We start from the raw sequence: 20767 nt of genomic DNA, 5'->3' as shown, positions 1-20767 counted from the left end.
TAAATTTAATATAATAATAAAAACACTCATCCCCTACTACATCCCCCTTTAATTCATACTAATAACCAAATCCACACCAGGCTCACCACCTTTTAAAACTAAATAAGAACCGATTAGCATTAAAATAATAGTATTTTTTTGTGATTTTGAAAATATAAAACGCTTACATCAAAAACACTTAAAAAGATCGTAAATTTGAAATCATAACAATTTCATCAATGAGCAAACTCTATATCGTACCCACACCTATAGGAAACTTAGAAGACATCACCTTTAGAGCAATTACTGTTTTAAAAAACGCAGATTGCATTTTAGCTGAAGACACCAGAACATCAGGAAAACTTTTAAAACACTTTGAAATCACTACTCAAATGCAAAGCCACCACATGCATAATGAGCACAAAACTGTTACCAATATTGTTCAACGTATAAAAAACGGAGAATCCATTGCACTTATAAGTGATGCTGGAACACCAGCCATCTCCGATCCTGGTTTTTTACTTACAAGAGCTTGCGTAGAAAATAATATTGAAGTCGATTGCCTTCCTGGTGCGACAGCATTCGTCCCCGCCTTAGTAAATAGTGGGTTACCAAACGACAAATTTGTATTTGAAGGGTTTTTACCCGTAAAAAAGGGCCGCCAAACACGATTACTACTTTTAGCTGAAGAAACTAGAACTATTATTTTTTACGAATCGCCACACAAGCTTATAAAAACACTCAGCCATTTTTGCACGTATTTTGGAGAAGACAGATCTGTTTCTGTTTCTAGAGAGCTCACCAAATTATATGAAGAAACTATTCGCGGAACAGCCAAAGAAGTTTTAGAACATTACACAAACAAACCTCCAAAAGGTGAAATCGTAATCGTTGTAGCAGGAAAAAAATAATTCATCAAAACATCAATCAAAAAAATCATGTTAAAAAAACACCTTAGTATTCTTATAATTGTATTAGTATTAGTTGCCTGTAAGTCTTCATCAATATCCCCTACGACGCAAAACAAAAAGCAATCTGCTATTAATTATTTAAATACCATCAACAAAGAGTTCTCAGGGGATTTAGCGTATGAAACCACAGCTTTTGTAGAAAAATATTGGCGAATCGTTGGCAATACTGGATTCAACAAAAGCATCCATCATATTGCACTACAACTTGAAAAAGCAGGCTATATCCTTGAAGAAAACGCAAATTCTAATACTCCTTTAACTTACAGGATTGAAAAACGCATACTCAAAAAACCTACCTGGGAATCCATTGATGCCATTGTTAAAATAGACGGGATTGAAACCCCTCTATTACAACATAAAACAAACAGAAATATGCTAGCTATAAATTCTTATAGCACTCCAAAAGATGGCGTACACGCAGAAGTTATTCATATTAAAGACATTAAACAATTAAAGCACACAAACGTAAACGGAAAAATAGTTTTTGTGGAATCTAACCCTGCAAGAGTTTTTCAAACAGCGGTAGTAAAAGGCGGTGCTATTGGCATCTTATCTTATAGTAATCCTAGCTATTTACAACCTAAAAAAAACACAACATCGATTCAGTTTAGATCTATTCCATTAAACCAAGACATAAAAGGATGGGCTATAGCAATGTCCTATGCTGCTAAAGAACGCCTAAAAGCAGCATTAAACAAAGGTCCTGTAAAACTAAATGTTTTTATAGAAACAAAAATTTACAAATCGGAAGAACTAACAATTGTTGCAGATGTAAAAGGCAATACCCTTCCAAATGAACGATTAGTATTTAGCGCTCATGTTCAAGAGCCTGGAGCAAACGACAATGCCACAGGAGTTGGAGTTGCTTTAGAAATGGCCACCATTACCGCCAAGATGATAAAAAACAATACTTTTACCCCCAAACGCACACTCACTTTTCTATGGGGAGATGAAATTATTTCGACACGCAGATACGTACAAGAAAATAAAACGCGTTCAAAAGGTATAAAATGGGGTATTAGTCTAGATATGGTTGGCGAAAATACAGATATTACTGGCGGCTCTTTTTTAATTGAAAAAATGCCTGATCCTAGTGCGGTATGGACAAGAGGAAACGACAAACACACAGAATGGGGAGGACGAAAAATGACTCTAAAAGAAATGAAACCTCATTATTTAAATGATTTTTTAATACACACCTTCAAAACTCAAGGCAAAAAAACTAACTGGATTGTAAACACAAACCCTTTTGAAGGTGGTAGCGATCATGTTCCCTTTTTAAAATCAAATATCCCTAGTGTATTATTTTGGCATTTTACAGATCAATTCTATCACACAGACAATGATCGCATCGATAAAGTTTCTAAAAAAACACTTAAAAACGTTGGTATAGCATCGCTTTACGCCGCATACCAACTTATAAATGCAGATGCACATTTCGCTAAAAAAATAATAACACAAATTAAAACAGCAGCCTACAAAAGACTTGATGAAGAATTAAAACAAAGTGAAGATGCTTTAAAAAAAGGCGAACCTCTACAAACTCAAATTGCAATAATAAAAGCATGGGAAGACTGGTATATTAAAGCTCTAGCAACAACAAGAGATATGGTTAATAACACATCCCTTATAGATTCAAGCATTAAAAACGCTCAAGACAACATTAAAACTAAGGCTACAAATATTATAGTTAATCTCAATAACTAAAGTTTATATTGTTTAAGAAAGCGGTTTTAACAATTTGGATTACACTAAGAAGTACCTCTATAAAAAGCACAAGCACTATATCTGTTCCTTTTTTACTTAATAATATAAAGATTAAAAACACACCTTAACATTATTCATAAATAAGAAAACCTTACTATTTGCAGTAAGGTTTTTTTATTTATCTCTTTAATTCAAAGATTTACAGGGAGTAACCATCCAAATAAATCTCTATTTAATTACACGTGTTTTCCTACTTCAAAACCATGCTTTCCTAAATATTGATTTCCACTATCAATAGCATCTCCTTCAAGTGTCGTTCCCATAGAATCATTCCAACGATTTAAATAACCAAACAACGAAATAACACCTAGCATTTCTACAATTTCCCCTTCATCCCAATACTTATGCAAGCGTGCTTTTATCTCTTCATCTACAGCATTTGGCACTTGAGATGCGGCCAAAGAAAAATCCAAAGCAGCACGTTCTCCTTCACTAAAAGCTGGATGCGTTCTGTATTCCCAAATATTATCCAACTGTTCTTGTTCTGCTCCATAACGCTCTGCAGCTCTTATGGCGTGTGCTTGACAATAACGACACCCCGTAGCATTACTACTTACCCAGGCTATCATACGCTTTAACGCCGAAGTTACACGTCCTTCATTAGCCATAACAGCCATATTCAAGTTTATAAAAGCTTTACTAATAGCAGGTCTACGCTGCATTGTTAATACTGAATTAGGACAAAACCCTAAAGTTTCATTAAAAAACTCAGCAAGTTTTTTAGTCTCTAAATCATGATCTGGAGTTAAAGGTGTTATTAACGGCATAAATTTTATTTTTTTAGTGGTATTTTTGATATTACAAATTAACGATAAAAAACTTTAATAATGTCGCATAAAATCACAACGCAATGGAAAGGCAATATGCTTTTCGAATCTGATAACCCTAGCGGACACAAAGTAATGATGGATACGTCGGAAGAACATGGTGGAACTAACAAAGGCTTAGGTCCAAAAGCAATGATGCTTTCTGCATTAGCTGGATGTTCTGGTCTAGATGTTGTTTCTATTCTAAAAAAAATGAAAGTAGACATTAGCGACTTCAAAATGGATGTAGAAGGATTACTAACAGAAGAACACCCCAAATATTATCATACAGTAACCATTGACTATCATTTTTATGGAAAAAGCCTGGATGAACCCAAAATAAACAAAGCCGTAAATTTATCTATAGACACTTATTGTGGGGTTATGGAAATGTTTAGAAAATTTGCTGAAATAAAAACAACTGTTTTTTTCCACAATAACTAAATTCTAACTTTTAGTTTTATATAAAAAAAGACTATCAATAGATTACAGCCGTAGTAAAACCAAGATACAATAGCACAAAACAAAAACCATAAATGCGCTGGACCCTAAAGCCGAAACCCAAGACTGAGATTGTAAAAAACCTTTCTAAAGCACTGCAAGTTGAAACACCTATTGCTTCACTTCTTGCACAACGTGGCATAGAAAACTACACACAAGCTAAAGATTTTTTCAGACCTCGTTTAGAAGATTTACACGACCCTTTTCTTATGAAAGGTATGGATAAAGCGCTTTCCAGGATTGAATTAGCAATTACTAACCAAGAAAATATTATGGTTTATGGTGATTACGATGTAGATGGCACAACAGCCGTTTCTTTAATGGCTTCATACCTATCAAGTATCTACTCAAACATTACAACTTATATACCAGACCGTTACGATGAAGGTTACGGCATTTCCTATAAAGGTATAGATTACGCTTCAGACAATACGATCTCTTTAATAATCGCATTAGATTGCGGTATAAAAGCGATCGATAAAGTCGATTATGCAAAGAAAAAAAACATCGACTTTATTATTTGTGACCACCACAGACCTGCATCAAAAGTACCAAATGCAGTTGCTGTTTTAGACCCCAAACAAGACGATTGCAATTACCCTTTTAATGAGCTCTGTGGCTGCGGTGTTGGTTTTAAATTAATACAAGCAATAGCTTCAAAAAGAAAACAAACCATTGATGACTTAATACAATACCTAGATCTTGTTGCCACTGCTATTGGAGCAGATATCGTCCCCATAGTTGGCGAAAACAGAATCTTAGCTTACTACGGCCTTCAGGTAATTAACACAAATCCAAGAGCAGGCTTTAAAGCCATTATTGATCAATTAAAAAAAGACAGTCTCACCATAACCGACGTTGTTTTTAGTATTGCTCCAAGAATAAATGCGGCTGGAAGAATGAAACACGGTCAATATGCTGTAGATCTATTAACACAAAACAATATAGATACAGCAATAAAATACGCAGAAGAAATTGAAACCTTTAATACCGATAGGCGTGATACAGACAAACAAATTACTAAGGAAGCTCTCGAACAAATTGAAGCACAAAAAGAACAGGAACGCTTTACTACTGTTCTTTACAGCGAAACTTGGCATAAAGGCGTTATTGGTATTGTGGCTTCTAGATTAATAGAAACCTACTATAGGCCGACCTTAGTTTTTACAAAAAGTGGAGATAAACTCGCTGCTTCGGCGAGATCTATAAAAGGGTTCGATGTTTATAATGCTCTTGAAGCTTGCTCGGAATATATCGAGCAATTTGGAGGCCATAAATATGCTGCTGGCCTAACCTTAAAACCAGAAAACTACAAGGCTTTTAAACATAAATTTGAAAAGGTTGTAGAAACTACAATTGACAAAGAACTCCTAACCCCAGAAATTACAATAGATTCGCAATTGGATTTAGATACAATTACGCCTAAATTCTATAGAATATTAAGTCAATTTGCGCCTTTCGGACCAGGAAATCTATCCCCTGTATTTATGAGTACCAACCTTAAAGATACTGGTTACGGAAAATGCGTTGGCGAAGATAAATCACACTTGCGTGTTACTGTAACCCAAAGTGGTAATCCTAAATTAACTTGTATCGGTTTTGGCTTAGGGGACAAAATTGATTTAGTTAAGAATGAAAAAAAATTCAAAGCAACTTACTCTGTTGATGAAAACCACTGGCAAGGCAATGTCAATCTACAGTTAAAATTAAAAGATATTAAAGAATAAATTTTCAATTATTATTTAGATTCATTATAAATAATAGTATATTTGATATTGAAAATAATCTAATATGGAGAATGAGATTTTTAAAATATACCATAACGACTTTGGAATAGCTTTCCAATGGGAAGACAATATAACTAGATGCAATAAAACTCAAATTGTATTTAGAAATATGGGGTTTTATTTAACAACTAATGAGATTAAACAATTTCATCGACATATAGCTGAAGCAAAAAACAGAGAAACCTGTAACTGTTGTGATTACAATTGTGGAATAAAATCCATCCTATTAAAAACACCTAGCTCAAAAGTTGATTTGGCATTAAATAAAAAAGAACTCATCCAAGTTGAAGACCTTATAAAAGGCACTCTTTTTCAATTAAATTTAAATGATTACTTAAATACACTTTGTAAAGACTAATTTTGCTTGAATTATAAAATAACACTTTTAAAAAGCAGTCTTACAATTAAAATATATGCAAAAAAATGATCCGTATGCAGCATTAAAATTCAAAGAATTTAACATTTTTTTACTCATGCGCTTTGCCTTAGTATTTGCTTGGACTATGCAATTCATTGTTATAGAATGGGAAGTTTACTCTATTACCAAAAATCCTTTATCCTTAGGAATTATTGGTTTATTAGAAATTATCCCTGCATTGAGTATGGCGTTATTTGCAGGACATATTGTAGACCAAAAAGAGAAAAGAAACTTATTAGCCTTATGCATAGCCGCCTTTTCTTTAATTAGCCTAGGTCTTTTTTTACTTACCTGGCCTCCAGTAGTAAAAGACTGGTCTACCCAAACCGTTTTACATAGTATTTATGCTTTGGTTTTTTTTGGTGGTTTTTTACGCGCCTTTTTTGGCCCAGCCATTTTTTCTCTAATCGCTTTGATTGTTCCCAAAAAAATATATCCTAATGCTGCAACATGGAGTAGCTCCACTTGGCAAATGGCCTCCGTTTTAGGCCCTGCTTTCGCAGGATTTTCGATACATTGGTTTAATGTACACTGGACGTTATGTTTTGTTTTTGGACTGGTTATTTTATCATTATTTACTGTTTTTATGATACAGAAAAAACCCATATTAAACCCAAAAATAGGAGAACCTGTTATGCAGAGTTTAAAAGAAGGGATAAAGTTTGTATACAAGACGAAGGCTATTTTAGGTGCGCTAACCCTAGATATGGTTGCCGTTCTCTTTGGTGGAGCTATTGCATTGCTTCCTATTTTTGCTCAAGATATTTTAAAAGTTGGTCCAGAAGGATTTGGTGTTTTACGAGCCGCTCCTGCTGTTGGAGCTTTTCTAACAATGCTAACAACAGCTTACATCCCTATAAGTAAAAACGCAGGTTTAAAACTACTGCTAGCCATCTTTGGTTTTGGAATTTGTATTATCATATTTGGCTTATCATCTGTGTTTTGGATTTCGGTAATTGCGCTATTTTTTAGTGGTGTTACAGATGGTGTTTCCATGGTGATCCGTCAAACCATTCTTCAATTAAAAACACCTGATAATATGCGTGGCAGAGTAGCATCTGTAAATTCTATGTTTGTAGGATCCTCTAACGAACTTGGAGCTTTTGAAAGCGGCTTAACCGCCAAGTTAATGGGAAGCGTTACCGCTGTTGTTTTTGGTGGAACAATGACTTTAATCACCGTTATTACAACAGGAATAGCATTACCATCCTTTAGAGCCCTCGATTTAAGACAAGATATAAAAGAGCATCAAGAACAATAGTACTTTTATTTTTTTAAGAAATCCAGAATAAGTCTGTTTATTTTTTCGGGTTGCTCTTCTTGAATAAAATGGCGCGCATTTAATAAATGGACATTCTCTTCAGAGACATTTAAATCGGTCATTACTTTTTCCTTTTGAGCTTGCCAATTTAAAAAAATATCGGATTCCCCCCAGATGACCATTACAGGTATTTTAATAGATCTTAACGCAACATCGTAAACAGGTAATGTATTACAGGTATGCGAAAAAAAATAATACATCCCATTCGTTTTCCCCTCCATTAAAGGCTTGCTATATCCTTTTAAATCATCTTTATTTAAATTATTCTTAACCAATCCAGAATTAAAAAGCCCCTTTAACATCATCCCTGTAGTAATACCGTTTTTATAACTCCACATGACCATTTTTGCAAGTCTTCCTTTTTTAAAACGTATAGGTGGCTTAAATCCCGCTTCGTATATAATTGTATTTAAAACCACTAATCTCTCAATACGATTGGGTTTCATTTTAATCAACGCCCATGTCCATAACCCTCCGGCGTCATGTAAAACGTGTGTCCAACTTTCAATTTTCAAATTATCCATTAATGCCAGTAAGCGCTTTGCATGATTTTTTTCAGAATAAATAGTATAACCTTGAGGGGAATCACTACTACCATAACCCAACATGTCCGGAGCTATAACACGATAATGCGCTGCAAGACCATTAATCATTTTTCGATATAACCATGATGACGTTGGAACCCCATGTAATAATAAGATTACAGCACCGTGTCCTTTGTCTATATATTTTATACCTCCTTCACTAGAAATAAAACACTTTTGTGACTTTCTAAAACTTGTATAATTCATTCGGCATGGTTTAAAAAACGGATTAAAGCTTATTCTTAGACGCAAAACCTTTTATAAACTTTCAGTTATAGACGCGGTCGAACCACCTATAACTAACCTGTTTACATTTTAATTCCTAATTTAAAGTTCCGCTTCTTTTTGGTAAGTTTTAAGTTGAAGCGTTTCCCCATCAAAAACACCATAAGTATAATAACCTATCCAATCTCCTAAGTTAATATACTTAGCGTTTTCATTCAATTGAATATCTAATGGTAAATGCCGGTGTCCGAACACAAAAAAATCACGATGTTTATCTTCCAACTTCCGTTTACAATATTGTACCAACCATTCATTATCTTCCCCTAAAAAAGTCACATCTTCATCTCCAGAAATTAATTTGTTTTTAACCGATAAATACTGAGCTAATCGCACACCTATATCGGGATGCAGCCATCTAAAAAACCACTGTGCAACAGGATTCGTAAACACCTTTTTCATGCGTTTATATCCTTTGTCACCTGGTCCTAAACCATCGCCATGACCAATAAAGAACAGCTTATCATTAAAAACAAATTCTTTAGGCTTATGATATACTGGGATATTTAATTCTTCTTCAAAATAACCATTCATCCAAAGATCATGATTTCCAACAAAATAATAAATTGGTATTCCAGAATCACTAATTTCTGCTAGCTTGCCTAAGGTTCTTGTAAACCCCTTAGGAACAACCGTTTTGTATTCTGCCCAAAAATCGAATAAATCTCCTAATAGAAAGATTGCAGCTGCATCTTTTTTAACCTCATCTAACCAAGCTACAAATTTCTTTTCTCTTGGAATAGACTGTGCTTTTGTTGGCGCTCCTAAATGATTATCAGAAGCGAAATATATTTTTTTTCCTTCGGGAATTTGCATGTGTAAAGATAAAAAAGTTAACCCAGATCACTTCGATTTTCCTACCTTAGTTTTTAATTTTTAGAAATTAATTAGGAGACCTTTTAACAGAATGTCCATTAATAAGTAAAATACTTTTATGAGGAATCAAAAAATTGTAATGCTTTTTAAAAATGGGTATCGCGAGAAGGCGTTTAAAGAATTATACACGCTCTATCCTAGAATAGAAAAAGTTATTCTACATAAAGGCGGCACAAAGGCTGATGCTAATGATGTCTTTCAGGAAGCATTAATTGTATTGTATAGAAACCTAAAAAAAACAGATTTTAAATTAACCTGTTCTTTTTACACTTATTTATATTCTGTCTCACGTTTTATTTGGAAAGACCAACAAAAGCAATTTTCTAAACGAGAAGTATACAATTTAAAACCTGAAGAAGCCACAATATTACATAGCGCTTTAGAAGAAAAAAAATACCGCTTAGCAGAGCAATCTTTTCAAGAATTAGGAGCGCGTTGCCAGCAATTATTACAATGGTTTTATATTAAAAAAATGTCCTTTAAAGACATTGCAAAACAAATGCAGTTTAAATCTGAAAAAGTTGCAAAAAACCAAAAGTATAAATGCTTACAAAAAGCCAAGGGCATATACAGCTCTCAATCGAAAACGATTCATTCTTAATTCTTGAACCTTATGAAAAACGATATAAACAACATAGAGTACATTAATAATTATATTAATAATACACTTTCTGAAACCGATAGAACTGCTTTTGAAAGGAAACTACAAACCGACGACACTTTTAACAGCCTCTACAACGAACACCTTCTGCTTTTAGAGGGTATAAAACGGGCTGCTTTAAAACAAGAAATATGTGCTGCTCGTAAACATTTTATTTTTAATAAATGGCTCAAAATTATTGGATTCCCAATTACTATTATTGGTATTTCAATATTGTGTTACAGTTTATTTTTTGGAATTCCTAAGCACGATAGTCAAAAGGTCTCTCAAGAAAAAAACACATCAACTTTTACAACAGATACCACTAAAAATAAAACTCATAAAAAACATTTAACTTCAAATGAAAAAAAATATATCGTTGTTTATAAGAAAGATACTATTATTCTAGATCGAAAGAAAACTAATGCACACCATATTAAGTACTATTATGAAACAACTCAAACTAAATTCTCTCGTTCATTAACCTTAGAAAATTTTTATCAGCAATTCCCTAAATGGAAACATTTAAAGCCCATAAACGATTCTATTATAATACATATTAAAAAGAATAATAAAAATAAAATTATAAAGAAAGATCACGCCATTGTTTCTTTAACAACTAAACAATCAGAAAAAAAACAACTAATTAACACTAAGAAAAACGCGATTACTACTGTAATTTTAAAACAGCCCAACACTTCCAATGATACATTGAAAACAGTTGCACCTGAATTAGTTGCGTTTTACAATTCTATAAAAAAAACACCCGAAACCTTTACAATAGACATAGAAAAAGGAGCAAGTATAACTTGCAAAGAAGGCACTAAAATCATTATTAAGCCAAAATCTTTAGTTTACAAAACGAATAACAGATTGGTACGCGGCAAAATTAAACTAGAGATTACAGAATACTATAAGCTTGCTGATATTTTACTAGCTAATTTAAGTACAAAAAACGATGAAAACATATTGGAAACTGCTGGCATGTTATTTATTAAAGCTAGTAAAAACGGAAAAGAGCTAAAGCTCATCAATACCAATACAATGTCTATTTCTTTTCCTTATAAAAGAAAAAAAGGAATGCTATTATTTACTGGGGAATACCAACAAAATAAAATTAATTGGAAGCTAGACAATCCCACAAAATCGAATAACTATATTTTTGAAGCTATAGAAGAAGATGTAGAGGTCGCTTTTAATGTTATAGAAAAAGTCCCCACCTATCCTGGCTGTGAGCATACAAAAAACAACAAAGAGAGAAGCGAATGTTTCAATAACAACATAGATTTGTTTATAAATAAAAATTACAATCCTAACCTTGCTAGAGGTTTAAATTTATCGGGAAAGCTTAAAGTGTCTATTTTTTTTAAGATAGATAAAGAAGGGAGAGTTGTTAATATTGAAGCAAGAGCTCCTCATAAAGCTCTTGCCGATGAAGCCATTAGAATTATGCGCTTATTACCTCAAATGAAACCAGGCATGCAACGTGGAAGAGCTGTAAAAGTACCTTATTACTTTCCTCTTAGCATAACTCTTGACGGACCTTCTAGCACCAACACTACCATCTCCGTAAAAGATGAAACCATTTTCACAGAATTTTTAGAAACTAAAATCTCTACAGATTCTATTAAGGGAAAAATAAACCAAAATGACATCGTACGTTATGCATTTGCAAGTTCAAAATTAGGATGGATTAACTGCGATCGTTTTACCAAAAACAAAGGCAAGACTATTCGATATAAGTTTAAAATAAAAAATGGTAATACCGCCGACTTAAAACTTGTTTTTAAAAGTATTAGCGCTATTTTACCCAGTAAAAAACATAAAAATTATTTTGATTTCGGAAACATTACAGCAGGAGAAAAAATAACTTTAATTGCTATAAAAAAGAATGATAATAAAATATATCTAGGTATAAAAAATACAGAGATAAAACAAATCCATGAACTCGATTTAAACTTCAAAGAAGTAACCATTAAAGAGTTAAAAGAGGCATTAAAAGCTTTAAATAAAGATTTTAACTAACCTCTAAACAAAAAGAAGTCATCTTTCATATCTTCAATCTGTGAATCTTCATTTGTAACAATGTAATCAATTGCTTTAGCTGTAAAAGCATTTCCTTTTTTGGTTAAGGAAACAATCTGGTTATCGATTACAATCATATTATTTTTATGGGCTAATTCTAATACGGTTTTAGCCCTTACTTTTTGCCAATTTATATGCTCTCGTAAATGATTCACATGACGCTCTTCTTGTTCATTATGATTTTTTAAATGCAATAAAAAAGTTAGTAAAGACACCTCGGTACGTTGTTGCTTTTCTTTATACATTACCGCTATTAACCCTTTTGTTGGCGCAAAGAGGTACACGATTAAAAACAAAACACCCAACATCGTTGTTATAGACCCAGAGATAGAAGCATCTAACCAATGTGCAAACCAATACCCTGAAATCGCACTAAATACGCCAAAGCTTACGGCATATAGTAACATTTTCTTTAAATCTGTTGTTAACAGGTAAGCACTTGCAGCTGGAGCAATCATTAAAGCAACAACTAAAATAGCTCCAACAGCATCGAAAGCGCCAACTGTAGTTACAGATGACACCGTCATTAACCCATAATGAATCACAACAGGAGAGAAGCCTAAAGAAGCAGATAGACCAGCATCGAAAGTACTTACTTTCAACTCTTTAAAAAAAGCAATCAAAAGCCCGATAGTTACAACTAAAATACACCCAACAACCCATAAAGATTTGGGACCAATATCTATTCCAGAAACCAGTAATCTATCGAAAGGCGCAAAAGCCAACTCCCCTAATAATACAGCATCGACATCTAAGTGCACATCGTTAGCATTTTTAGCAATTAATATTACTCCAATACTAAAAAGAGCAGGAAAGACTAATCCAATAGCTGTATCTTCTTTTACTAATCCTGTTTTTTGAATCCATTCTACCAAAACGACTGTAATAACACCTGTTAAAGCAGCTAAAAGAATTAATACCGGAGAATTTAAATTGTGCGTGATAAAAAAGCCGATAACAATACCGGGCAAAATAGAATGACTAATCGCATCACTTATCATTGCCATTTTACGCAAAACCAAAAATGTTCCCGGAATCGCACAGGCTATAGCCACTAAACTAGCAATAAGCTGTATTTCTATTTGTACGCTACTCATCCTTATTACTTTGTTGATTATATAAATTAGAAGCCACCTTAAATCCTTCTTTTGTTAAACACCACATAGACCCCTCTAGTTTTACATAATTTTTATCTACTAATTTTTGAAGCGTCCCTTTGGTATATCCTTGAAAATTATTCAAGATTTTAATGGTATGCGGATGCGAAATATTATCGTGTGTTTCCGCTATATTATACATAAAAGCCAGCGTTTTATGCAGTGTTAAGTCTCTTCTATTTTTTAGAAACCTAATTTGTTTAAAAAGCAATCCCCGACTTGGAGAAAACACAAATGAAAACAACACAAATACCGAAGCCACTAAAACAATAACAGGCCCTGTAGACAAGTTGTTTTCTGATGCGCTTATTGCGGTTCCTAACACGCCAGAAAAAGCTCCAAAAATTGCAGCTAGAAAAACCATAAGCCCTAGACTATTTGTCCACTGTCTGGCAGCAGCAGCAGGCGCAAGCAACATAGCACTCATTAAAACAACGCCTACCGTTTGCAAACCTAGCACTATAGCTAATACAATAAAGCTCGTTATTAATATGTCTATAATTCGCGTATTAAACCCAAGTGTTTTTGTATAATCGGCATCAAACAATAGTATTTTAAACTCTTTCCAAAACAATAATAAAACGATTAAACAAATTCCAGTAACAAGAGACATTAACCAAACATCACTTTCTATTAAAGTTGCCGCTTGACCAAAAAGATACTTATCCAAACCCGCCTGATTAGCATTGGGTTGCTTTTGAATAAACGTTAATAATAACATCCCAAATCCAAAAAACAAGGATAAAATAAGCCCTAAAGCGGTATCCGATTTTAAGTGTGTTTTTGTAATTATACCACGAATCCAAAAGGTTCCTATTAAGCCACTCACTAAAGCACCTAGCAACAACACATTGCTATCTTTTGCACCAGTAAGTAAAAATGCAATTGCAATTCCAGGCAATGCCGCATGTGAAATAGCATCTCCCAATAAACTTTGCTTTCTTAATACAGCAAAACTTCCAAGCATACCACAAACAGCTCCTAGTACGGCTGTCCCTAACGTTATTGTTCTGAGTGTATAATCAGAAAAAACCAGTGCTATATATTCTTTTAAATCGATGACTTTATAATGTATTAAATATTATTATATGTAAAAATGATAATGTCTTATAAATTATGACTAAACCTACAACAAACACTGTTTTAAGCAAAACAGCACTTATTATTCTTGAATACTCACTTTATAGTTTATCCCATAGGTTTTAGTTAAATTATCGTCATTAAAAATATCTTTCACAGGGCCTGTTGCTATTTTTTTTACGTTTAAAAAGGTTACCCAATCAAAATATTCTGGAACCGTTTGCAAGTCGTGATGCACTACAATTACGGTTTTCCCTGCCTTCCGTAATTCTTTCAAGATATTTATAATCGCTACTTCTGTTGTTGCATCGACCCCCTGAAAAGGTTCATCCATAAAATATATAGAAGCATTTTGCACCAACGCTCTTGCTAAAAAAATGCGCTGTTGTTGACCTCCAGACAATTGACTTATTTGCCGCCCTTTAAAGGATAACATTCCAACTTTCTCTAAAGCCTCTAAAGCCTTTTTTTTCTCTTTTTGCCTCGGTCGTTTTATCCAACCTAAACTTCCATAGGTTCCCATCATAACCACATCTAAAGCAGTTGTTGGAAAATCCCAATCTACACTTCCTTTTTGCGGAACGTAGGCCACCAAAGACCGTTGTTTTTCATACGGTTTATTATAAATACTAACACTCCCTGCTATAGGTTTTAATATTCCTAAAACAGATTTTATTAATGTTGATTTTCCAGCCCCATTGGGTCCAACAATAGCCATAAGTACTCCTTCTGGAATCTCTAAATCAATATCCCAAAGCACAGGTTTGTAATTATACGCCACTGTTAAATCGTCTACTTTAACCGCTATGTTTTTACTCATTACTCTATGCCTTCTTTCGAAGTCATCGCATTAATTAAACTTCATTTACTAATCACTCTTAATTAGAATTCCTAATGATTACAGAAACTCATTATTTAAGAGCATTTACAATAGTATTCACATTATAGTCAAACATACCTATATAGGTTCCTTCTATAGTCCCAGCGTCGCCCAAAGCATCAGAATACAAAGTGCCACCAATGGTTACTTCATGATTTTTAGACCTTACCGCTGCTTGCAAAGCCTCTATAGTACGCTTAGGAACAGAACTCTCTACAAAAATAGCTTTCACATGGTTTTCTATAATAAATGCAGCCAATTTTTGAACATCTTGTACTCCCGCTTCTGTTGCTGTAGATAACCCCTGCAAGCCTACGACTTGAAAATCGAAAGCTTTTCCGAAATAATTAAAAGCATCATGCGCTGTCACTAAAATGCGTTTTTCTTTTGGCAACACGTTAATCTGTTCTGATAATTTTAATTGGAGCGCAGTTAATTGTTTTAAATATGCTTTTTCATTAGCTTTATAATCCTTTGCATGTTTAGGATCTTTCTCAGACAACACTTTTGTAACTTGCCCTGCAAAGGTTTTAAAATAATCCACATCAAACCAAACATGCGGATCGTAATTAGAAGCAAAATACTCTGACCCGATCAAAGTTTTTTTATCTAAAGCTTCTGCTAAAGCTATTTGTGTTTTCATCTGGCTTCCCATTTTCTCAAAAACTTCAACCAATTTCCCTTCCAAATGCAAACCATTATAAAAAATAATATCGGCGTTTGCTAACTTAGAAACATCACCTTCACTAGCTTTATAAAGGTGCGGGTCTACACCACTCCCCATTAACCCTTGTAAATTCACATGATCTCCCCCTATATTCTTAACTAAATCTGTGATCATTGTAGTCGTTGTAACAACATTTAGCTTTTCATTTTCTTTTTTCTGTTCATTCTTACACCCAAATGCAAATAAAACGACTCCTATAATTGCTATATATTTTTTCATTAAAAATTCTTTATCTATTTCTATAACTTCGAAAGTTTTTATATTCTTTTCTGATTTTTCGAACTCAGTATTTATTATATTATTACTTAGGCAATCTAAAACTCACTCCTGCACTAATTAACAAATCTTGCCCTTCGGTTATACTCGTTCCTACGGTCGCATCCAATTGTATATTATTAGACATTAAATAGGTCACTCCAGCATCCCATAAATGATTTGCTTTATTGTTTTCTGGAAGATCACCATACAATTCTAGGTATGCTCCCCATTTATCGCACAGGCTATAACCATAAGCAATAGTGTATACATAAGCCGCTTCTGAAGAATCATTCTCCCACGCTGCTCCTAAATTATAAGATAAGCTGGATTTCTCATTTAATGTATGTGCAAACGAAAACCTAAAATCTACACCTGTAGTTTCTGGTCTATACTCCTCTTTTACTGAAAACGGCAAATTTAAATGCCCTAAAAAACCAATTTCCGGCATGCTTCCTTTCTCTTCTGCTATAGCCACTTTAAACCCCAAAAGTAATGGCGAAAAACTATTTGATGAAGCTATTTCATTTCCGTTAAATTCAGTCTTGCTATCTGTATAATCCCAACCTAAACGTAGTTCTAAATTATCTAATACCCCATAACGCACAAGAGTTGTATTGAATGTAAAATCTTCTGTTTTGGTGTTATTTTCTTCAAATGTTTCTAAAAAAGCCCCTGTTTCTATTTGTACAAATCCTTTCGGCACAACACTTGGAGACTCTGTTTGGTCTGGCCTATCTGTAATTAGAGTTCCCAATGTTTGTTCTTCTTGAGCAAATACGGCTCCTACTGTAGTTAATCCTAAGGCTAAACTTAAAAGGTATTTTGAGTATTTATTTGATTTCATTAACATAAATTATTTTTGTAAAATCTTCGTTTAATAGAATTGTATTATTATTAATTAATATTTGAGTCATTTTATTAGAACTAAATTGTTTAGACACCAAAATTGAGTTTCCATATTTTAATCCATGCTGGGCACAAAAATCAAAAAACTCCTTATCATCACTCATTAATCTAGAGATAATATAAGACTGCCCTTCCATTGCCATAGATAATGCAATCGAAGTGTCTTCTGTTGTAATCTCGCCTTCTGCATTAGGAATAGGATCTCCATGCGGATCAAACTTAGGGTTACCCAAATACTCACTTATTTTGTTTGCTAAAAAATTTGAAGTCTCATGTTCTAAAAGCTCTGCTTCTCTATGAATCTCATGCAAAGACATGTCGAACATCTTAAAAAGTAAAGCTTCCCAAAGGCGATGTTTACGTACTATATTCAAAGCCATTTTGGTTCCGCGCTCTGTTAACTTAAGCGCTTTATATTTTTCATAATGCAATATTTCCTTAGCAGCTAACTTCTTAGCCATATCTGTTGCCGCTGCATTAGATATTCCTAATTTCTTAGCAATACTACCTGGCTTTGTATCATTATTATCATGCTTATCATTTTTGTAAATAGCTTTTACAAAATTCTCAATCGCTACAGACATATCTATATTGCTTTAATTATTTTTTAAGCTTACTTAAATTTTTTACAAATATAACTAAAAAACAAGATTTAAATCACTTTAATACGATTTACCTTATATTTATATTTTTATTCAAAACGCCTATGAAACCTATTCTACTCATTATCACATTACTATGCTCTATATTAAGCTTTTCTCAAAATACAACTAAGCTAAAAGCTAAAGCCCCTCGTATTGTTTCTAAATTATTATTTAACAAACCGATGCATTTTAAGAATATAACCATCAAATTTGTTGATGTAGTAACAGACTCACGTTGCCCTAAAAACGTAAATTGTGTATGGGCTGGAGAAGCCATTGTTTTAATTGACATATTTAAAGACCATAAAAAAATTACGCAAAGGAAACTAACCTTTAACACTTCTAGAAAGCAGTCTGATAATACCAAAAGAATATATACTTCAAAAGAATTAAATATTTCTGGATACAACTTATCACCTTACCCTGAACAAGGAAAGGCACTTGAAATGAAAGACTATTACATTCAACTTGAAGTTAAGAACTAATTTCTAATGCCATTATAGAAATAGCTACAGTTCTTTTTATTTAACAATGGTAATTAATGACAACCACAGTCATCTTTACCGCAAACTTTTTTAGATTTCTTTTTCTTCCAAAAGAATTTTTTAATCAAAAACGTTATAGCAATTGCTAATGTTATAAAAACGAGTATTTCTTGAATAATAATATTCATCTTGACTTAGGTATTTACGATATCACAAATTTAGTCGAATTAAAAAAACCATCTTAAAGCCTTTTAAATCACACTATAAATTCACTTACTTTAAAAATTGATACGCTATTAAAGCAGCTACATATGCTAACGCGGTCATAATTGTTAATTGTAATGTTGGCCATTTCCAGCTATTAGTTTCTTTTTTCACAATAGCTAATGTACTCATACACTGCATAGCAAAGGCATAAAAAAGCAATAGCGAGATTCCGGAAGCAAAATTAAAAAGCGCGCCTCCAGTTATTATATTTTTCTCTCCAGCCATACGGTTTTTAATAGTATCCTCATCATCACTACCAACACTATAAATGGTTGCTAATGTCCCTACAAAAACCTCTCTTGCCGCAAAGGAACTCACCAATGCTATACCTATTTTCCAATCGTAACCTAAAGGCCTAATTGCAGGCTCGATAGCCCTTCCTGTAATCCCTATAAAAGAATACTCTAATTTATGAGAAGCTATTTTTTGTTGTAACTCTTCCTCACTTAAATCCTGAGATGCATAAGTGGAAGCGACTATGGTTTCCGCATTATTAAATTGCTCGCCAGGCCCATAAGACGCTAATACCCACAATACAATAGATATAGCTAAGATAATTTTTCCGGCACCAAAAATAAAAGATTTTGTTTTTTCCAAAACCGTCAAAGCCACATTTTTAACCATTGGCAATTTATAGTTTGGCATTTCAACCACGAAAAAGGTCTTACTTCTAATTTTTAAAATTTTATTTAAAATATAGGCTGAAAATATAGCTGTTGCAAAGCCAATTAAATATAATAACATTAAGGTTAAAGCCTGATAACTCAACCCTACAAAGCGCCCTTCTGGTATTACTAACGAAATAATAATTAAATATACAGGTAGCCTTGCGGAACAAGTTGTAAATGGCGTAACCAATATAGTAATTAAACGCTCCTTCCAACTCTCTATATTACGTGTCGCCATAATAGCAGGAATAGCACATGCCGTTCCAGAAATAAGCGGCACAACACTTTTCCCACTCAATCCAAATCGCCTCATAATACGATCCATTAAAAAGACGACGCGACTCATATAACCACTCTCCTCTAATACCGCAATAAATAAAAACAAAAAGGCTATTTGCGGAATAAATATAACGATTCCTCCCAGGCCTGGAATAATACCTTCAGCTATTAAATTGGTAAAAGCACCTTCTGGCAGTATCTGTTTTGCCCACTCACTTAACGAAGCAAATGTGCTATCTATAAATTCCATAGGAATACTTGACCAATCGTAAATAGCTTGAAAAATAGTCAATAAAATAAGAAAGAAAATAGCATAACCCCAAACCTTATGAGTTAAAACCCTATCTAATTTTGTTCTCAAATCCTTAGCTTGAGATGCATCTATAGTTTGTCCTTTTTTAAGCGTATCGTTTATAAATTGATACCGTTTTATTGTTTCTTTTTGCTGTAACCTTTTTAAATCACTCTTAGATTTTGTTTTAAAACTCGCTATAGCATCTATCTCTTTTCTATTTGTTTTCCCAAAATTAACATCTTGTGTAATAACCAACCAAAGCTTATAGAGTAGCTGATTAGGAAAAGCACTTTGCAGCCTTTCAAAATATTCTTTTTCAATTTCAGAAGCATTTAAACAAGGTGCTATAGATAATTCTTTATAATTAGCAATTAATAATTTTAAAGTGTCTATCCCTTCTTTTTTACGTGTGCTAATTAACGCTATCTTGGTTTGCAATTTAGACTCCAAATAATCAATATCAAGAGAAATCCCTTTATACTTCATTCTGTCTGCCATATTTATAGCTAGCAAACAAGGGATTTCTAAATCTTTTATCTGAGTAAACAATAATAAATTTCGCTTGAGATTCTCAACATCACTAACCACAACTACTACATCCGGAAAATCTTTATCGTTCCTATTTAAGAGTAATTCAATAACTACATTTTCATCAAGTGATGATGCATTTAAACTATAAGTACCTGGCAGGTCTATAATATGAGCCTTTACACCTCTTGACAACTTACAAATCCCTTCTTTTTTTTCAACCGTAATTCCAGGGTAATTTCCAACTTTCTGTTTTAAGCCCGTTAAAGCATTAAAAACAGATGTTTTCCCTGTATTTGGATTCCCTATTAACGCGACATTCAATTGCTTAGCCATTACTTACATTTTCAATTAATATATGCTGCGCTGTCTCTTTTCTTATAGCCAAATGACTTCCGTTTATATTAAGATACATAGGGTCTGCAAAAGGCGCTACCTGCACCAACTCTACATGATTCCCTGGCAAGCATCCCATTTCAAGAAGTTTTAAAGGAATCTGTATTGATGATACGTCAATTATAATGGCTTTTTCGCCGCGTTTAAGATGTGCTAAAGTGAGTTGCAAGCTTATTTAGA

At 33.4% G+C, this 20767-nt stretch carries 21 protein-coding genes; 9 read left to right on the top strand and 12 right to left on the bottom strand.

Annotated elements, in window-relative coordinates:
• Positions 1–218 precede the first annotated feature (218 nt).
• Complete coding sequence (gene rsmI / locus AC2D8I_RS04190) at positions 219–890, top strand: 16S rRNA (cytidine(1402)-2'-O)-methyltransferase (protein ID WP_484704735.1); 672 nt, start codon at positions 219–221, stop codon at positions 888–890.
• 27 nt (positions 891–917) lie between these two features.
• Positions 918–2657 carry a M28 family peptidase gene (locus tag AC2D8I_RS04185; protein WP_484704734.1) on the top strand — a complete coding sequence of 580 codons (1740 nt, stop codon included), beginning with the start codon at positions 918–920 and terminating at the stop codon, positions 2655–2657.
• A gap of 236 nt (positions 2658–2893) precedes the next feature.
• On the opposite strand, the gene AC2D8I_RS04180 is transcribed toward AC2D8I_RS04185, so the two are convergent.
• Positions 2894–3484, bottom strand: a complete 591-nt coding sequence (locus AC2D8I_RS04180) for a carboxymuconolactone decarboxylase family protein (RefSeq protein WP_484704733.1) — start codon at positions 3482–3484, stop codon at positions 2894–2896.
• 60 nt (positions 3485–3544) lie between these two features.
• Here AC2D8I_RS04180 and AC2D8I_RS04175 point away from each other — a divergent pair, with 60 nt between their 5' ends.
• The 4 genes from AC2D8I_RS04175 (at position 3545) to AC2D8I_RS04160 (ending at position 7490) form a co-directional block, all read left to right on the top strand.
• Positions 3545–3967 (top strand): OsmC family protein, encoded by a 423-nt coding sequence (locus AC2D8I_RS04175; RefSeq protein WP_484704732.1) that lies wholly within the window; start codon positions 3545–3547, stop codon positions 3965–3967.
• Positions 3968–4059: 92 nt separating this feature from the next.
• Positions 4060–5751, top strand: coding sequence for a single-stranded-DNA-specific exonuclease RecJ (gene recJ / locus AC2D8I_RS04170; RefSeq protein ID WP_484704731.1), 1692 nt, complete (start codon positions 4060–4062; stop codon positions 5749–5751).
• 64 nt (positions 5752–5815) lie between these two features.
• Positions 5816–6169 (top strand): DUF6686 family protein, encoded by a 354-nt coding sequence (locus tag AC2D8I_RS04165; RefSeq protein WP_484704730.1) that lies wholly within the window; start codon positions 5816–5818, stop codon positions 6167–6169.
• Positions 6170–6224: 55 nt separating this feature from the next.
• Complete coding sequence (locus AC2D8I_RS04160) at positions 6225–7490, top strand: MFS transporter (RefSeq protein WP_484704729.1); 1266 nt, start codon at positions 6225–6227, stop codon at positions 7488–7490.
• Positions 7491–7495: 5 nt separating this feature from the next.
• On the opposite strand, the gene AC2D8I_RS04155 is transcribed toward AC2D8I_RS04160, so the two are convergent.
• Both AC2D8I_RS04155 and AC2D8I_RS04150 read right to left on the bottom strand, forming a co-directional pair.
• Positions 7496–8341 (bottom strand): alpha/beta fold hydrolase, encoded by an 846-nt coding sequence (locus AC2D8I_RS04155; RefSeq protein ID WP_484704728.1) that lies wholly within the window; start codon positions 8339–8341, stop codon positions 7496–7498.
• 120 nt (positions 8342–8461) lie between these two features.
• Positions 8462–9232 carry a UDP-2,3-diacylglucosamine diphosphatase gene (locus AC2D8I_RS04150; protein ID WP_484704727.1) on the bottom strand — a complete coding sequence of 257 codons (771 nt, stop codon included), beginning with the start codon at positions 9230–9232 and terminating at the stop codon, positions 8462–8464.
• 118 nt (positions 9233–9350) lie between these two features.
• On the opposite strand from AC2D8I_RS04150, the gene AC2D8I_RS04145 reads away from it, so the two are divergent.
• Positions 9351–9893, top strand: coding sequence for an RNA polymerase sigma factor (locus AC2D8I_RS04145; RefSeq protein ID WP_484704726.1), 543 nt, complete (start codon positions 9351–9353; stop codon positions 9891–9893).
• Positions 9894–9905: 12 nt separating this feature from the next.
• Positions 9906–11957: an energy transducer TonB gene (locus AC2D8I_RS04140; protein ID WP_484704725.1), complete on the top strand. Its 2052-nt coding sequence runs from the start codon at positions 9906–9908 to the stop codon at positions 11955–11957.
• Here AC2D8I_RS04140 and AC2D8I_RS04135 read toward each other — a convergent pair.
• The 6 genes from AC2D8I_RS04135 to AC2D8I_RS04110 form a co-directional block, all read right to left on the bottom strand.
• Complete coding sequence (locus tag AC2D8I_RS04135) at positions 11954–13114, bottom strand: metal ABC transporter permease (protein ID WP_484704724.1); 1161 nt, start codon at positions 13112–13114, stop codon at positions 11954–11956. The two genes, AC2D8I_RS04140 and AC2D8I_RS04135, sit on opposite strands and share 4 nt — an antisense overlap.
• A complete protein-coding gene (locus AC2D8I_RS04130) occupies positions 13107–14234 on the bottom strand; it encodes a metal ABC transporter permease (RefSeq protein WP_484704782.1) in 1128 nt (375 codons plus the stop codon). The genes AC2D8I_RS04135 and AC2D8I_RS04130 overlap by 8 nt, the downstream gene beginning before the upstream one ends.
• A gap of 102 nt (positions 14235–14336) precedes the next feature.
• Positions 14337–15074, bottom strand: a complete 738-nt coding sequence (locus AC2D8I_RS04125) for a metal ABC transporter ATP-binding protein (protein WP_484704723.1) — start codon at positions 15072–15074, stop codon at positions 14337–14339.
• Between the two features lie 91 nt (positions 15075–15165).
• Positions 15166–16080 (bottom strand): metal ABC transporter solute-binding protein, Zn/Mn family, encoded by a 915-nt coding sequence (locus AC2D8I_RS04120; protein WP_484704722.1) that lies wholly within the window; start codon positions 16078–16080, stop codon positions 15166–15168.
• 82 nt (positions 16081–16162) lie between these two features.
• Complete coding sequence (locus AC2D8I_RS04115; protein ID WP_484704721.1) at positions 16163–16963, bottom strand: transporter; 801 nt, start codon at positions 16961–16963, stop codon at positions 16163–16165.
• Positions 16950–17609: a metal-dependent transcriptional regulator gene (locus AC2D8I_RS04110; protein WP_484704720.1), complete on the bottom strand. Its 660-nt coding sequence runs from the start codon at positions 17607–17609 to the stop codon at positions 16950–16952. Before AC2D8I_RS04110 ends, AC2D8I_RS04115 begins: the two co-directional genes overlap by 14 nt.
• 122 nt (positions 17610–17731) lie before the next feature.
• On the opposite strand from AC2D8I_RS04110, the gene AC2D8I_RS04105 reads away from it, so the two are divergent.
• Positions 17732–18154: a hypothetical protein gene (locus AC2D8I_RS04105; RefSeq protein ID WP_484704719.1), complete on the top strand. Its 423-nt coding sequence runs from the start codon at positions 17732–17734 to the stop codon at positions 18152–18154.
• Positions 18155–18207: 53 nt separating this feature from the next.
• Here the strand turns inward: AC2D8I_RS04105 and AC2D8I_RS04100 are convergent, their stop codons facing one another.
• The 3 genes from AC2D8I_RS04100 to AC2D8I_RS04090 form a co-directional block, all read right to left on the bottom strand.
• Positions 18208–18342, bottom strand: coding sequence for a FeoB-associated Cys-rich membrane protein (locus tag AC2D8I_RS04100; protein ID WP_484704718.1), 135 nt, complete (start codon positions 18340–18342; stop codon positions 18208–18210).
• An 85-nt stretch (positions 18343–18427) separates the two neighbouring features.
• Positions 18428–20527, bottom strand: a complete 2100-nt coding sequence (gene feoB / locus AC2D8I_RS04095) for a ferrous iron transport protein B (protein WP_484704717.1) — start codon at positions 20525–20527, stop codon at positions 18428–18430.
• Complete coding sequence (locus tag AC2D8I_RS04090) at positions 20520–20756, bottom strand: FeoA family protein (RefSeq protein ID WP_484704716.1); 237 nt, start codon at positions 20754–20756, stop codon at positions 20520–20522. The genes feoB and AC2D8I_RS04090 overlap by 8 nt, the downstream gene beginning before the upstream one ends.
• Between the last annotated feature and the right edge of the window lie 11 nt (positions 20757–20767).

This window comes from Lacinutrix sp. YIN62 (assembly GCF_057219185.1).
This window is presented reverse-complemented; position numbering and strand designations above follow the sequence as displayed.